General features: G+C 37.3%; 15 protein-coding genes and 2 pseudogenes. 11 read left to right on the top strand and 6 right to left on the bottom strand.

What is annotated here, in order from left to right; all coding sequences use genetic code 11:
• From M901_RS14965 to M901_RS14955, 3 genes and pseudogenes are all read right to left on the bottom strand, one after another.
• Positions 1-1,585: pseudogene (locus M901_RS14965) on the bottom strand (hypothetical protein); the annotation flags it as partial.
• Positions 1,542-2,708, bottom strand: a complete 1,167-nt coding sequence (locus tag M901_RS14960; RefSeq protein ID WP_021279044.1) for an HmuY family protein — start codon at positions 2,706-2,708, stop codon at positions 1,542-1,544. The pseudogene M901_RS14965 and the gene M901_RS14960, both read right to left, overlap by 44 nt.
• On the bottom strand, positions 2,705-4,690 hold the full coding sequence (locus M901_RS14955) for a TonB-dependent siderophore receptor (protein ID WP_021279051.1): 1,986 nt from the start codon (positions 4,688-4,690) through the stop codon (positions 2,705-2,707). The genes M901_RS14960 and M901_RS14955 overlap by 4 nt, the downstream gene beginning before the upstream one ends.
• Positions 4,691-4,802: 112 nt before the next feature.
• Between M901_RS14955 and M901_RS14950 the strand changes: the two genes are divergently transcribed.
• The 6 genes from M901_RS14950 to M901_RS14925 all read left to right on the top strand — a co-directional run bounded on the left by M901_RS14950 (position 4,803) and on the right by M901_RS14925 (position 9,647).
• Complete coding sequence (locus M901_RS14950; RefSeq protein ID WP_034722549.1) at positions 4,803-5,225, top strand: hypothetical protein; 423 nt, start codon at positions 4,803-4,805, stop codon at positions 5,223-5,225.
• 220 nt (positions 5,226-5,445) lie between these two features.
• Positions 5,446-6,816, top strand: a complete 1,371-nt coding sequence (locus tag M901_RS14945) for a hypothetical protein (RefSeq protein WP_021279040.1) — start codon at positions 5,446-5,448, stop codon at positions 6,814-6,816.
• A gap of 167 nt (positions 6,817-6,983) precedes the next feature.
• On the top strand, positions 6,984-7,412 hold the full coding sequence (locus M901_RS14940) for a thioesterase family protein (RefSeq protein WP_034722548.1): 429 nt from the start codon (positions 6,984-6,986) through the stop codon (positions 7,410-7,412).
• A 146-nt stretch (positions 7,413-7,558) separates the two neighbouring features.
• Positions 7,559-7,753 carry a cold-shock protein gene (locus M901_RS14935; RefSeq protein ID WP_021279042.1) on the top strand — a complete coding sequence of 65 codons (195 nt, stop codon included), beginning with the start codon at positions 7,559-7,561 and terminating at the stop codon, positions 7,751-7,753.
• A 164-nt stretch (positions 7,754-7,917) separates the two neighbouring features.
• On the top strand, positions 7,918-8,265 hold the full coding sequence (locus tag M901_RS14930; RefSeq protein WP_021279035.1) for a hypothetical protein: 348 nt from the start codon (positions 7,918-7,920) through the stop codon (positions 8,263-8,265).
• A 2-nt stretch (positions 8,266-8,267) separates the two neighbouring features.
• Positions 8,268-9,647 (top strand): HD domain-containing phosphohydrolase, encoded by a 1,380-nt coding sequence (locus tag M901_RS14925; protein ID WP_021279037.1) that lies wholly within the window; start codon positions 8,268-8,270, stop codon positions 9,645-9,647.
• Here M901_RS14925 and M901_RS14920 read toward each other — a convergent pair.
• Positions 9,644-9,982: a hypothetical protein gene (locus tag M901_RS14920; RefSeq protein WP_021279043.1), complete on the bottom strand. Its 339-nt coding sequence runs from the start codon at positions 9,980-9,982 to the stop codon at positions 9,644-9,646. The genes M901_RS14925 and M901_RS14920 overlap by 4 nt on opposite strands.
• 55 nt (positions 9,983-10,037) lie before the next feature.
• On the opposite strand from M901_RS14920, the gene mltF reads away from it, so the two are divergent.
• Positions 10,038-11,381: a membrane-bound lytic murein transglycosylase MltF gene (gene mltF, locus M901_RS14915; protein ID WP_021279047.1), complete on the top strand. Its 1,344-nt coding sequence runs from the start codon at positions 10,038-10,040 to the stop codon at positions 11,379-11,381.
• Here the strand turns inward: mltF and M901_RS14910 are convergent.
• Positions 11,378-11,689 carry a hypothetical protein gene (locus tag M901_RS14910; protein WP_021279050.1) on the bottom strand — a complete coding sequence of 104 codons (312 nt, stop codon included), beginning with the start codon at positions 11,687-11,689 and terminating at the stop codon, positions 11,378-11,380. The two genes, mltF and M901_RS14910, sit on opposite strands and share 4 nt — an antisense overlap.
• A 252-nt stretch (positions 11,690-11,941) precedes the next feature.
• Here M901_RS14910 and M901_RS14905 point away from each other — a divergent pair, with 252 nt between their 5' ends.
• The 3 genes from M901_RS14905 (at position 11,942) to M901_RS14895 (ending at position 13,624) form a co-directional block, all read left to right on the top strand.
• On the top strand, positions 11,942-12,229 hold the full coding sequence (locus M901_RS14905; RefSeq protein ID WP_021279036.1) for a hypothetical protein: 288 nt from the start codon (positions 11,942-11,944) through the stop codon (positions 12,227-12,229).
• Between the two features lie 127 nt (positions 12,230-12,356).
• Positions 12,357-13,394: a FecR domain-containing protein gene (locus tag M901_RS14900; RefSeq protein WP_021279038.1), complete on the top strand. Its 1,038-nt coding sequence runs from the start codon at positions 12,357-12,359 to the stop codon at positions 13,392-13,394.
• Entirely contained in the window at positions 13,391-13,624 is a 234-nt protein-coding gene (locus M901_RS14895; RefSeq protein ID WP_034722542.1) for a hypothetical protein, read from the top strand. Before M901_RS14900 ends, M901_RS14895 begins: the two co-directional genes overlap by 4 nt.
• Here the strand turns inward: M901_RS14895 and M901_RS17650 are convergent.
• The gene (locus M901_RS17650) at positions 13,621-13,935 is read right to left on the bottom strand and encodes a co-chaperone YbbN (protein WP_021279049.1); all 315 of its coding nucleotides are present in this window, start codon (positions 13,933-13,935) and stop codon (positions 13,621-13,623) included. The genes M901_RS14895 and M901_RS17650 overlap by 4 nt on opposite strands.
• Before the next feature lie 145 nt (positions 13,936-14,080).
• On the opposite strand from M901_RS17650, the pseudogene M901_RS14885 reads away from it, so the two are divergent.
• A pseudogene (locus tag M901_RS14885) lies at positions 14,081-14,374 on the top strand (hypothetical protein); the annotation flags it as partial.

Genomic DNA, 14,374 nt, shown 5'->3' with positions numbered 1-14,374 from the left:
TGATACTTGTTTTTGCACTTAGTCCCGATAAGTCACCCTTGATAATCTGTGAAATTTCTTTTGAATTGATATATTGTTTATGACTTTCTTTATCATAAATTCTTCTTGCAATAAAATCACGAGGACGCCAACTACCAAGACCATGATAGTTAAAGTTGATAATCTTACTTTCTTTTGATTGCACAATTTGTTGATATACCTGCTGGTAGTTATAACGAGGATGATTAGGAGCTAAGAGTTTAGAGGTGATTGTGAGTGAGAATAAGAGTAGGAGAAAACCAACTTTTTCTCTTATATTGAGTGTTAACTTAGTGCTTAATTGGTAAGCGTAGAGATAAATTGGAGCGAGTGCCACGTAGAGATATCGTGTGTTCAAATTCCAATTGATCATGATGGTAAAGAATAGGATATAGATAATGAAAAATATTACCGTCGATAGAGGGAGTAGTGTTGAGAGGGGATCTTCTTGCGTATTTCTTCTTTGTAGTTTTGGTAATTTTCGTAATTTTTGTTGATACTTTAAGAATAGGATCAGTAAAAAGATTGTTGTACTTAGGCCTATGAGATCGAGGTAAATATCTAAGTAGTCATATAGGAAGATTTGATTAAGAGAGAAACTCTTTTTGAATTGATTATACCCTAGTGATTCAATATAGATTTTTACAATAAAAGGTAGAATTAATAGCGCCGTTAGGAGGTTTACCTTTAAGATTTTAAAAAGAGGGTCTTTTTCACTTTCTTTGTCTGTTCTTTTGGCAATAATTTTTTGAATTCCTAAGCAGAGGAATATTGCGACAATGAGCAGAATTGGTTGTAGGCCGATACTAAGACAGAAGAGGACTTGGTAAATTAGAAGATAGTTCAGCCCTTTATTCGTTCTTAGGTATTTCATAATGAGTATGAGGCACATGACTCCAAGAAATAGGGCCAGGGATAATGGGCGAGATTCATAGCTATAATAAGAAAAACCTGAACTAAGAATTAAAGAAGCTCCTGAAAGGGTTAGGGCGAAGCTACTCTCTTTTTTATTCTCTCTTATAAAGAAAAGAGGTGCAAAAATTGTCATAAACGCAAAGACAAGCGGATGAAATTTATAGGCAAACTCATGATTTCCAAAGACTATTATTGAGAATTTACTAAGAAGGTAATCTAGTGGAGGATTTTGTTGCTGGGCCGCCCACTTTGTGACTCCTTCTTGAAATTGGTATTGAATAATTTCATCAAGCCAAATACTTCTTCCTTGGGTGTGAGAGAAGATCACCACAGCGGCAAAGAGAATAAGTATAACTGTGCTGCAAATATTAAGGGGGAATCTTGCTCTATTTGTGGATTCTTCGAATTCACACTTGTTTTGGATATGAAGGGAAAATAGTCCAAATAATAATAGAACAATGAAATAGAGATCATAGGCACTTATAACTGCTGGATTTTGGAAGATCGCAGTGGATGCGACACCGATGAAATAGAGTAGCAGTGTGACGGTAAAGGTCTTAAGTGAGATAATCATATCTCTATTATACTCAGATTTTCTCTTAGATAAATTAGAGATTTCTTCCGGATTTTCTCGCCAGAATATCTTCTTCACTCAGTGGACCGATGGCCCCTGAAGAAACCTCAATTTTCCAGCGTCTTTGGTTCTTTCTATTAAGAGCGGTAAACTTGATTTCCCAGTCTTGTGTCTTGCAATTGACAATTTGTTGGGAGTCAAGATCGTAGCAGGCCCTGATTAATCTCTTCTTGCTAGAAAAGCTTGGTAGTTTCCAGTGAAGAGGAGTCTCGTTGAATTGTTCTTCGGTCTCAGATTGCTTGTAGAGCTTGAAATGAAAAACTGTCTCAATATCATCTTCATTTGTAATTTCTTCGATATTACTAATATTAAAGCGAAAGTAGCTCTGTGATCTATTTCCTCTCACAAGCCACCAATTCTCTTTCGTGGCCTGATGAAAATTTGTTGCCGGATCAACTCTAAACCACTGGTCTTCATAGATAATTCTATCCACACCTGGTGGAAGGGAGTAGGCTACATTCTTTGGGTCCAGTTCTAAGTTAAAGAAGCGGGCACCTTTGTCAGAGAATGAAACCTCTGCGATTTTTTGAAAATCAGCAATATTATTTTTGAAGAAGTCTGTATAGGTAAAGAGATTGGCGACTCTGACATCTCCTGGCCCATACTTTCCTGAGTTTATTCTAACATTTGTTCCATTGAAAGCTATATGCCAGTCATTTCTTGATTTGGCCTCTTCTTGATCAGTTTTAAAACTCTGCCCTGTTTGAATGTTGAGATAGGTGTAGATATTCTTCTTGGGATCAAGAACACATTGATCATAGTCTTGGTTTGTGTAGACATTTCCACAGCCTTGGGCCTCGACAACTCTCTCAATAATTTCTGCATTTTGGTTTTCAAATCGAATTGAGTAATGTCCTGGCTGGGCCTTTGAATTGTAGTAGTCTGTGATTTGAAACTTATAGTACTGGCCTTGAGTTCTCAGTGCGTAGACGGTGAAAATTGGCCAGATGATATGATTATTTTCGTCATAGATATACCAAGGTGTTTCAAGGAATATATCTTGGGCCTTGTCCATTTGATATTGTGATTGTTTGACAATGAACTTTTGAAAATTGACTTCTGAAGTTGTTGCACTCTGTGGCTCAACTTTAGCACATGAAATAAATAGAGATAGTACTAGGAGTGAATAGAGGAATTTCATAAGGCGTTGATCCTTAGTCCAAAATAAGCTGTTCTTCCAAGCGCTGGGCGATCGTCATTAATCGGCGTCACTGTATCAAGGGCAGCACTCTTGGTTTGATTGAAGATATTTTTTAATCCTCCGTAGAGGTCAAATTTCTTATTCATTTTATAGTTATACTTAAGATCTACTGTCGAGTAGTGTGGGACAATCTGTGTATTGTCTTCAGATTGATACTTCTTCCCAATATAGTGGTAGGTCGTGTTAATGTGATGCTTACTATTTGGGCTAAATGTATAGCTCATTGTTCCCGTATAGAATGGGCGACTTAAGAGATAGAGATTTGTCTCTTCATTAAAAGTCTCAGTATATGTGTAATTGAGCTTTAATTTATTATTGTTATTTATTTTGATATCTGTGCTGGCCTCGAGTCCTCGTGATACAACACTGCTGATATTCTCATATGAGAAAACTTTGGTACTTGTGGAGCTTTCAATTTCTGTTGATTCAATAAGGCCTTTTATCTTGTTATAGAAGAAATTGACATGAAGTTTTGAACCCGCGTAACTGATCTCATCACCAAGTTGAATACTGACAGATCTTTCTTGGGAGAGATTTTCATTTCCTTTTACGATATAGTTTCCAACCGAAGAGTGGTCCAATGTAAAGAACCTCTCTTTGATAGAAGGTGAGCGTCTCCCTGTTCCAAGTGATAGCCATGTTTTAGAGTTGATACTCCCAAGTTCCTTGTACATACTAAAACTGATTTTTGGAGAAATGCTAATTGAGGTACTCGAATCATCTTGAATTCTTAGACCTGGCGAAATTTCATAGTCTCCGAAGATCATATTGTCTTGAGCAAAAACTTCAAATGAATGGACTTGCTTGTTATCAATATCAACTTTTTCAAGAGCAAACTCTTCAGTCTCTTGTGATTTGGTTCTCTGGTCGACGATATCTTTCTTGTAGAGTATTCCCGTACTAAGATTATGGTGTTCCCCTATGAGGGCATCATATTTTAGATCAACTCGGTAGGCATCATAACGAGTCTTCTTATCCATCTCTTTAAAAGATGTCTCGGGCTTGTCGTTGAGATTGAGCCTATCATCAATTCTCTCAAAGCTGGCAGTTGTTTTAAGAGTTCCATTCTTGAGCTTTATTTCATGCCCAATTTTTTGATGATGTGTCTTTGTTTGCGTTTCATTGACTATTGGGCCAAAGAGGCTAGAGCTATAAGGCTTTGATCCTTGTGAAGAAACATCCCCTTGAAGATAGATATAATTTGCATGAAGCTTATGTTTTCCAAATTGCCTATCGAGGTAGATAGAGCCATTAATACTTTCCACATCAGCGCTGTCTTTAGCGATACTAGATTTATCAAGATCAAAAGCACGTTGATCCGAATAAGATAAGGAGTATTTCTGACCAACTTTTCCCGTTCTTCCCGTATAGAGGGCCTTATACTTTTGGGATGATAATTCTTCTTGAGTCACAGAGCTACTAATATCAAACTTTAATGAGGGTTTATTCGTTGGTCTTTTAGTGACGATATTAATAACACCACCAATGGCCTGACTACCATAAAGCGCCGAGGCACCTCCTTTGATAACTTCGACTCTCTCGATATTTTCCGTAGAAATTTGCGTGAGATCGAATCCAAAGGCCGAGTTTTGAGAAACAGGTGTCCCATCAATCATGACAAGAACACTATTAACACCAAAACCTTGAATCAATGCTGTTTTTGCAGAACTTCTTCTATCGACACTCATCTGGGTAACCCCAGGGATTTCATTGACCGCTTCGGAAAGATCTTGATAGTGACCATTTTCTAAATCTTGAGAATTCATGATTTCAGTCTTTATGGCCGAGTCAATAAGCCCTGAGCTTGTCTCAATTTTAGAACCAATAATATAGAGCGTTTCATCCACTGCTGTTTGTGATGATTGAGCAGCTGCACTCCCACTCAAGATGAGTGCGAGTAGACCATATAAAAAATTCCCCATATAGGATGATCGGTATTGAGTGTTTGACATATCAAACTTTTACCATTTAAATTAAAAGACGTAAAATGGATTGAAAAAATCATAGAGTAAAAATCTCTTAAAGGATGACATCATGTTAAAAAGATTAGCACTATTTTTGACTCTGACTTGCCTGAGTTTTACCGTAATGGGAGCGGAGAGAACTGCATTTACAAATATGAGCTTTGGTTGGATGCCAGTCAAAGGTGCTTTTATAAAAGTAGAGAATTACGATTACTTTGATGAAGATAAGACTCATTTTCTGATTGAAGTTAATGGTATGGATTATCAGGATATTCTTAAGGAGTCGAAAGCTCTTTATGGGGATAATTATAAGTGTATGTTATCGCAGCATTTTGTTCAGGCGATGACTGAGCTTGGTAATCCGATTGGGGAGACTGTTGATCTTAAGCTCTATCTTTTTGATTGGGGACATAAGGTATTTGATCTTAAAGATGTTCCTGTGACTGAGGATAACCTTGAAGTCCTAATCTTCAACAACGATCTTTGTCAGTAAAAACTGCTCTACTTAAATGGGGCTAGACTGATTCTAACTATTTGAAGTTAAAGTACATATTCAAATATTTCTATAACGGCCCAATTAATTTGGGCCTTTTTTCTTAATAAATGGAGAGTTAGTTGGTTTTGAACCCCATTTAAGGGGACCAGTTGTTAAATAATAAGTATTTTGTGGGAGTAGCCGATAGGTAAGATGCTATACTGAAAAAGGGGCCCCTATGAAATTAAAACTTCGAAAGAGTAAGTTCGTTCTTATTTCTACTTTCTTTATATTTTTCACTATCGGTTGCTCAACAACCCAGACATATATTGGCCCAACTCAACCATACACTGTAAGAAATAGCTCGCTTGACGCTCCCGTTGCACCGGATAGGGCGATTCTCTATATCTCTCAATACGGAAAAGGCAGTGGCTGTACCCTCTTTGTTAATAGACAAGAAATAGGAAAGGTCAATTACTACAACACAATCATGTTAGATGTTCCGGCCGGAAAACATAAAATCTTATGTTATTTTGGAAAAAAAGCCACGCAGGCCTGGTTTGATAAGCACTACGATACTTATAAGAATATTACGATGACAGCAACTGGTGGTAAGAAACACTCTGTCTTCTATCGCTGGAAACACGATAAGTCTTACGGTTATAATCGCCCTTATCTCGTGGTCTACAATGATCCAAAAGTCGTTAATCCCTATGTTAAGAAACGCTTTCTGCTGAAGATGCCTGTCGCATCTTTAAATACAAACCACCAGGATTTAAAGGAATCCGTGGCATGGACCAATGCACAGAATGCTAATACGGTCGATGGCTATCAGAGCTTTCTAGCAAATTATCCGAATACGAAACACAAGGAAGAGGCCGATAGTGCCATCTCAACAATTTCAAAAAGAGAGAAGGACGATTTCGATAAGGCCATGAGCTCAAGGAAGTTTGATCCTGCTTTTGTCTATCTTAAGGATCACCTGAATCAGCAATATGCTCAGAAGGCCTTGGAAAATGCCATTGCTTATAATAAGAAAATAAAGAGTTCTAAAGCACGTATTGGAAACTATCAACGCCTGGCCTCTCTTGATGAGAAGTTCATTGCAAGTTTTCCAAGTTCTATTCGTTATGAAATGAGTCTTATGCAAGTTGGTCCAAGTGAGTTTAATGTGGCCAAAATAATTGAACTCAAAAAAGAAGGGCTTTCTCCGTCAATTATTGCCGCCAAGATAATGGCGACGAATCAGCGTTATAAGAATTTTGAAATAGATGAAATTAAATTCTTAAAGAAGAAGGGCCTAAGCGACTCAATTATTGAGTCTATGCTTAAGACAACGGCGACTTATGATAATCAAGTAAAACAAGTCCAACAGAATAAAGAGATGATGGCGAGTATACAAAAGCTTATCCAAGAATCACAAAAGCAAAACTCGAGACGTTCTAGTTTTAAAAGACAGCCTGCGAGGTATTCTAATCAAGGGAGTAATCAGGTTGGAAGCTGCTTGCAACAAAAGCTTGCGATGGAGGCCTGTCGTAAGGTTGGAGGGTTTATGAGAAGTGCTTGCGAGATTACGGCCAAGAGTACTTATCCTTGTCAAACCAGATAAAAACTGGTCCACTAAAGTGGGGGTGGTAATGAGCCATCCCTATGAAATCACTTCTGAAATTTCATGATTTTTACAACTGCTAAAAATATTAGTGAATAAGATATTGTTTTTTATTTAAAATACTTTGTCTTCACCCCCATTACTGTATAGCAGTTTAAAGGAGCAACATGGCGCGATTGAAACTTGCTTTACCAGATTTTGAACCACATTTTAAAACTGTGATTCCGCTTACAATCAACTTTGTAAATTACGGAGGTCATATGGGAAATGATGCAGTTTTAACTCTTTGCCATGAAGCACGACTTCGTTTTTTAAAGGACCATAATCAAAGTGAGCTGGATCTCTTTGGCAAGGCACTCATCCAAGGAGACGCCATGGTCATTTATAAGAGCGAGGCCTTTCAAGGAGATGATTTAGAAATTGATATCTATATCGATGATCTCTCAACTTACGGCTTTGATTTTATTTATAAGATAACCCGCGTGAGTGACCAGGTTGAAATCGCAAGAGCTAAAACTGGTATGGTTTTCTTTGACTATGAGAGTAAGAAAGTTACGAAAATCCCGGTGGAATTTGAAAATTTTTCCAAAATATAACTTATTGATATTACATGTTTTTTGCTTAATAAATAAAAAAAATGTAGCGACACATTTCTCTTTTTTGGTAAACTATTCGACATTATATTAATACTTGATTATTCGAGGGGACAAAGGGTGCCCTCTTATTTTTAAAGGAGCATGTTTTGGAAACTGGAAAAGTAAAGTTTTTTAATGAAGAGAAGGGATTCGGTTTTATTGTCCCAAACAGTGGTGACGCTGATGTTTTCGTTCACGTAACGGGACTTGATGGTCAAAAAATTGTTGAAGGTGATGAAGTTGAATACGAAATTGGTGAAGGAAGAAAAGGTCCTTGTGCCATTAACGTTAAGAAAATGTAATGACCTATATAGGGAGTGGCCATAAGCTACTCCCACTTTCCTTTTAATTGATCCCATTCACAAAGAGATAAATACTTAAAAGTTCTGAACCCATTTCAGTCCAAGGTGATTTGCTGTATAATATGTCCAACTAGTTATAATTAAATATTTTATTTGGATATAAAATGATCAGTATTTTAAAGTATCAGTATAAGCTCTTTATCTTCTTATTCTGTATTAGCATTCTTCCCTTAACTCTTGTCTATCTCTATCTTCCTGGGGAGTTTGATAAGTCTTATTATTTCTTTTTAACTCTCTTAGTTGGTTTGAGATTTAGCTTCTTCAAAGGCGGACTCTATCTTGAGAAGGTGAGATCTAATATGCGTGATGTTCTGACTAAGGAGATGGGGCGTATTCCTTCTACAAATGAAATTGTCAAAAGAGTTGATGATGTTGTGAAGTCCCGTGACTATGCTTTTGGTATAAGTGCAGTCCTGGTCATTCTTATCACGGCACTTTTTGGAAAACTCTAAAGATGAAGAGAATTATTCTCGTCACAGATAATCAAAAACTTCGCGACTTTTGTGCTGTTGCAATCGAGGCCCAACTCAATGCTAAGATTGAAGTGAAAAGACCTGGGGATGATTATTTTGGTGATCCTTCACTGGCAAATGAGATCTTTGCTATTATAAGTGATTTAAATATTTTCTCCGATGAAAACGGTATTCATCTCTATGAGACTAATAACGAATTCTTTAAGATTCCCTTCTTTTTAATACTCGATGGAAGTTTCGAGGCAGAAGACTCTTCTTATCAGGAATTCTTTAAAGTTCATCGCTATAATAACTCCCTTTCGATTGCTGATATTTCAAAAGAGTTATTACCTACTTTAATTAAGGTGATAAAGAAAATGGAACTTGATAGTCACTTTAAACTCAATTTTGAAGAGCATAAGGGAGTAAAGCTCTACCGCGTGAGAGCAAGTTTCTTTCTCAATGCTTTGGTTGCAGATGGAGATGTCTTTGTAAAATTGAAGAATGGAAAATTCATTAAGCTTATTAAGGCCGGGGATGAAATCCATACCGAAACAATAAGTAATATTATTAACAAAGGTCAAAAATATCTCTATCAAGATGGACAATCTTTTGAAAAGTTTGTGGGCCAAAAGCTGGCAACCCTAAAAAAAGGTTTTTCTGCTCAAGGTCTGAATGATTCTCAAAAAATGAAGCTTCAACTTGCTACTATTAAAGAGGTTCAAGGAGCAGTGAGAATGATGGGGATTTCAGAGTTAACTATTGATATGACCGATGATGTTGTGAATTCGGTTGAAGATGTTATTAAGGGTAAAAGAGGGTTACAAAATTTGGTGAAGAGTATGCTTAAGTTTAAGAGCACATTCTTTACGAGATCTAGTATTTTAAATTATCTCCTTGGCGGGCTGGCCTCCAAAATAGGGTGGGATACGAAGTCTTCCCTAAAGAAGCTGATCTTTGCTTCAGTATTTTGTGATTATGCCTTTAGTGATGAAGAGGAGGAGCTGGCCTGTATCCTCAAGATTGAAGAGGGAATGGACCTTTCATCTTATCAAAGAAAGGTTATTGAAAAACATCCTGAGATTGCTGCCCACCATCTTGAAAAAACTCAGTCTCTCTTATTGGACGAGACAATTATTATTCGCCAACACCATGAAAAACCTGATGGAAGCGGTTTTCCAAAAGGGCTCAATGCTAAGAATATTCCACCAATGTCTTGTGCTTTTATTCTGTGCTATGACTTTGTACAAATCCTTGTGGAGAGTTGCTCGAATGTTAATGAGATTGATTGTGAAAGGATATTTGAGCAGCTTGGCGATGATTATCGTATAGGAAATTTTGAAAAACCTTACTACGCTCTTAGAAAAGCTCTTAATCTCTAATCGTCGTGAAATGAATCAGGAAGTATATCTATATCTAATTTACGACCTAGTTTAACGAGGAAGGGAAGTGTTAGGGGTGCAAAGGGGAGAATGAGAATTGTCCCAATCCCTAAGGCCTTGATGACATCTCTCAATTGTTTATTGGCCCATTTCACGTCTTCCTTAGTTGCCCTACCTTTACTGTAGTTGAAGTAGATTTCTATCATTTTCTTTGATTCAACTGTCTCAGTCTTTAGCATATTTTTGATTTTCTTAAGAAGAATAATGAGCTCACGCTTAAAATTGTGGGAAAAGCGTGCCATAAAGAGAATCAAAAAGAAGAGCAATTTTTTCATTGGTCTAAATGCCTTATAATATTAAAAAAATCTCATACTGTGCCGAAAGGAGAGTATGTTAAAATTCTTACTCCTTATCGGAACCTTTTGTCTAATTAATAATACTTGGGCCCGTAGCTTAGAAGAAATTAAGAAAAGCCGCGTACTCTACATTTTGACCAGAAATGCTCCTACGACTTATTTCATTGATAGAGACGCTCAAGCGGCCGGTATGGATTTCGAACTGGGTGTCGAACTAGCGAAGAAGATTGGTGTTGTTCCCAAGTTTATAGTTAAAGATTCTGTCGGTGACATTATCACTTCCTTGCGTGGAGGGGAAGGAGATGTGGCCATTGCAGGTTTGACTAAGACAGAGGGACGCTCAAATGAATTTATCTTTTCTCGTAGCTATCAAGATATAAAGCAACAATTAGTTTGTAATAAGAAATTTATCTTAAGGGATCTGAGTAAGAGGAAGAATCTTAAAAGACTTGAAAAAGTCGAAATTCTAGTGACCCGAGGTTCTAGTTATGTTCAAACTCTTGAGAACCTCAAAAAATCAGGGCTAAAGATTAATTATGCCACTAGCGCTACATTGAATACCGAAGATATTCTTGGTCGTGTTTGGGAATCAAAGGTTGATTGCACACTTGCTGATTCAAATATTGTCTCTATCTTTTTAAGAACATATCCTGAGTTGAAAATTCATAAGTCCTTTGATGAAGAGGGACTGGTTATGATCTTTCCAAAAGACCATAGAGAGCTCAAAGAGGAGTCTGATAAGCTTGTTGAGAACTTAAAGAAGGTCGGCGCTCTCGAAAAGATAGAACATCGCTACTATGGGCATATTAGTAACTTTGATTATTATGACTATAAAGTATTTAAAAAGAGAATTAAGACTCGTTTAAAGAAGTATAAGCGTTTATTTCAAAAGGCGGGAAAGAAATACGGAGTAGATTGGAGACTTTTGGCCAGTGTTTCCTATCAAGAAAGTCATTGGAACCCTAAGGCGAAAAGTCCTACTGGAGTTCGTGGAATGATGATGCTAACAAGAGCGACTGCCAAGCAGATGAAAGTTCGTAATCGACTCAATCCGGCCGAGAGTATTTTTGGTGGTGCTCATTATCTCTCACTTCTTATCAAGAGAGTCCCACCCTATATCTCCAAATCTGATCGCGTCTGGATGGCCTTGGCCGCCTACAATGTTGGGTATTATCATATGCGTGATGCCAGAAGTATTGCGATTTGGAAGGAGTTAAATCCTAATTATTGGAAGGATGTGAAAAGATCGCTGCCATATCTTTCAAAGAAGTCATATTTTAAAAAGCTTCCTTATGGTTATGCTAGAGGGAATGAGCCTGTTATATATGTGGAGAGAATTAGGCGCTACTATGATTTACTTAAAAAGCAATATCCCTAGGCCAATTTCTTCTTGATCTCTCTTAGCTTATTTTCTTTCTTGGCCATGACATCATCGATATACTCGGCCAGGGCCTTCTTGAGATAGGGGACAAACTCACTATCATTACATTCACTCATACTAAAAAGCTCCATGTAGAGTTCGTGAATATCCTTTGGGACGGAGAGTGTGATTGTATTCTCATTGAGTTGATCTTCTAGAGCTTCTCTGACAACACCACTTAATTTTAGACCGCGTTTAGAGATTTCTTCGTGATAGTGCTTTGGGATAATAACATTAACACGCTTCATTTCATTCTTATCGCTCATATAATCTCCTATGTGTCATATCTTATCGGAAGTGTGTATAACTATATTAATTAATCTTTAAGTTGTTGAATATATTGAGTGTGCAAACACATATTGGCAATTTTTTGATATCGAGTTTATTGGGCTCTTGGGCCATTTTTAGCTATAAGTGTGTGTAAATTATAAAATATATGTATAAAATTGAAAAAAATACACACTTTATTTTCATCTCATTCATAATGAATTCATCCCAAGCCAACAATGGAGAAGTCAATGAGAGATCGTCAAAAGTTTTTAAGTATTACATTTTCTAAGTTTTGTATGGATTGTGCTCAGGTTAATAATGTGACACTTGAGGAGATGGTACAGTGTCTAAGCCTTGGTTCAATTTATAAACTCGGAGATGGTCAGCTTAGCTTTAGATTGAACTCGATAGAGGTTATTACATGTTCTGAGGCCAGTGTTGCCAGATCAGTTATACGCCACAAAGAAAGCGTCCATCATCTGCTCTATAAGAGTCAGGAGCAGATGAGCTCATACGAATATGCCATGGTTGCCTAACCAAAGATAAGACCCAGGGATTGGGTCTTTTTTATTGCATGAAGTTCATTCTCCGCTAAAATAAATAGTATTGAAATACACATAGAAAATACGGAGATTCCTGGTGGGCTTAAAATTAAGTTTGTTAATGCTTTCTATATTCTTATTTAATAATCTCTTTGCCAGCGGTTTTGCTGGTAAGGTTACCAAAGTGAGAGGGAGTGTTTATAAACTCTATCCTGACACTGGAGAGCAGGAATTTCTAAAACAAGATTCACTTGTTAAAAGCGGGGACTTGATTATCACGGCCCAGAAATCATTTCTTAAAATGCAGATGAGTGATCAAACTTCAATCTCTCTCGGTGCAAATACAACCTTCAAAATTAAAGAGTTTATTAATGATGCTAATAAGAGAAGAACTATCTTTAATTTAGTACATGGTAAAATTCGCGCCAAAATTAATCAGAAAGTTAAAGAGGGCCAAGAGGTCTCTTTTGGAAGCCGTAGCGTTGCCGTTGGAGTAAGAGGAACCGAGTTTCTATCTAATGCTTATAAGATTAAGAGTGGTCCTGTTTCTGACGTGGCCCTATTAGAGGGGAAGCTTGAGGCCGATGTTATTGGGGTAAAAAAGGTTTCTCTCGCTCCACAGAGTGCCCTTAATTCCAATGCTATCAAACAATCTAAGGGTGTAATCTCATTAACGAAGAAAAGTAGTGAGGCCCTTCTTGCTCAATCAGAGGCCATGTTGCCACAGATGCAAAGCTTTGATGGAGAATTTATTGATTTAAATAAGACCATAGAAAATGAACTTCTAAGGCCTTCGCAAGATCAGGTGAATACGGATAAGAATAAAGGGATGTCTAGTTCATCTGGACCCTCTGTTGGCATTGGCGCTCCTTCTTTAGTGCCAGCTGTTTTGCCCGTACCAATTCCCGTTGGGGTTGGAGTTGCTGCGGCAAAAAAGAAGAGCGAGAAAGAGGCCCCAGTGAGTTCTGTTAAAATTGTTGAAACAGAGGATAAGCTTAAAAATCTCCCATGGGATATTAAAGATGCCCTGACGAGAAGGGATGAGTTAAGAAAAGAGAATAAGTGTTTTTATTGGATATATAAGTCGTTGCCAGGTCGCTCACATTTAGAAAGATTTAGAAGAGAGCGCGATTGTGATGAGTTTAGGAATGAGTTATGATCAGATTTTTTAATATTCTATTGTGCCTATTTATAGTAGCAGGAATAACTTCATGTGGTTCTTCAGAAATTATTCCCACTACTGATATATGTTCTATCGTTAAGCACCCAAAGGATTTGATCTATCAGGTTAAGATTAACGATCAAAAGATCAATTCAAGATGGTATCTAAAACACGATGCCCTTGAAATTACCAAGGCCTTGGCAAAGCAAAACAAGTGTATGCCTTAGCTGGCCTTTGTGTCTTCCCTTTTCTCGAGGATTTGCTCAAGAGATGGTCTTAGGTTTGAATAATTCTCATGGCTGTGACCAATAGTGATTTGCTCAATTTGATCAAAGCTTTTAAAGTCTTCAGACTCAAATGAGTAGAGGGCAGGTACACCTCTTATTTTGAAGATTTCTGCCATATGGGGAGCATCATCTAAACTTACTTCAAAGAACTCCAGTTGACCTTTATACTCGGCCACGGCCTCTTTAAAAATTGGGTCGAAGACACGACAATGTGGACAAGCTGATTTCGTAAATTTCACAAGTTTCTTCATAATGATCTCCTTTCCTTGATCTTTCTCTATTATGGGGGAGTGTACTTTCTTTCTCCAATCGATTCCCCCTATGTCTAGATAAGTGAAATTTATGACCCTTGAGTTACGGCAAATTAGAGGCATAATAGATATTGAAGGAGTATCTATGCGAAATATGGTCCATGAGATGAACCAATTATTTATTAATAGCGATATCAATAACAAACTGATTCTGATGGGAGTCATTTTTGTCATTCTCTTTGTTTTAAGACTGCTCATTGGTGGGGCGTTAAAGAATGCGAGTAAGATGGCAGTTGATAAGAAGAGACGTTACTTAGTAAATCTCAATAGTCTTTTGACCTTTCTTTTTATAAGTTCACTCTTTCTCATATGGACTGAAGAGTTAAGGTCCCTGGTTTTCTCTTTAACAGCAATTTTGGTAGCTCTTGTTATTGCAACA

This window comes from Bacteriovorax sp. DB6_IX (assembly GCF_000447775.1).
In the GTDB taxonomy this organism is placed as follows: Bacteria; Bdellovibrionota; Bacteriovoracia; order Bacteriovoracales; family Bacteriovoracaceae; genus Halobacteriovorax_A.
The sequence above is the reverse complement of the archived record's forward strand: the minus strand, read 5'-3'. Positions and strand labels throughout refer to the sequence as shown.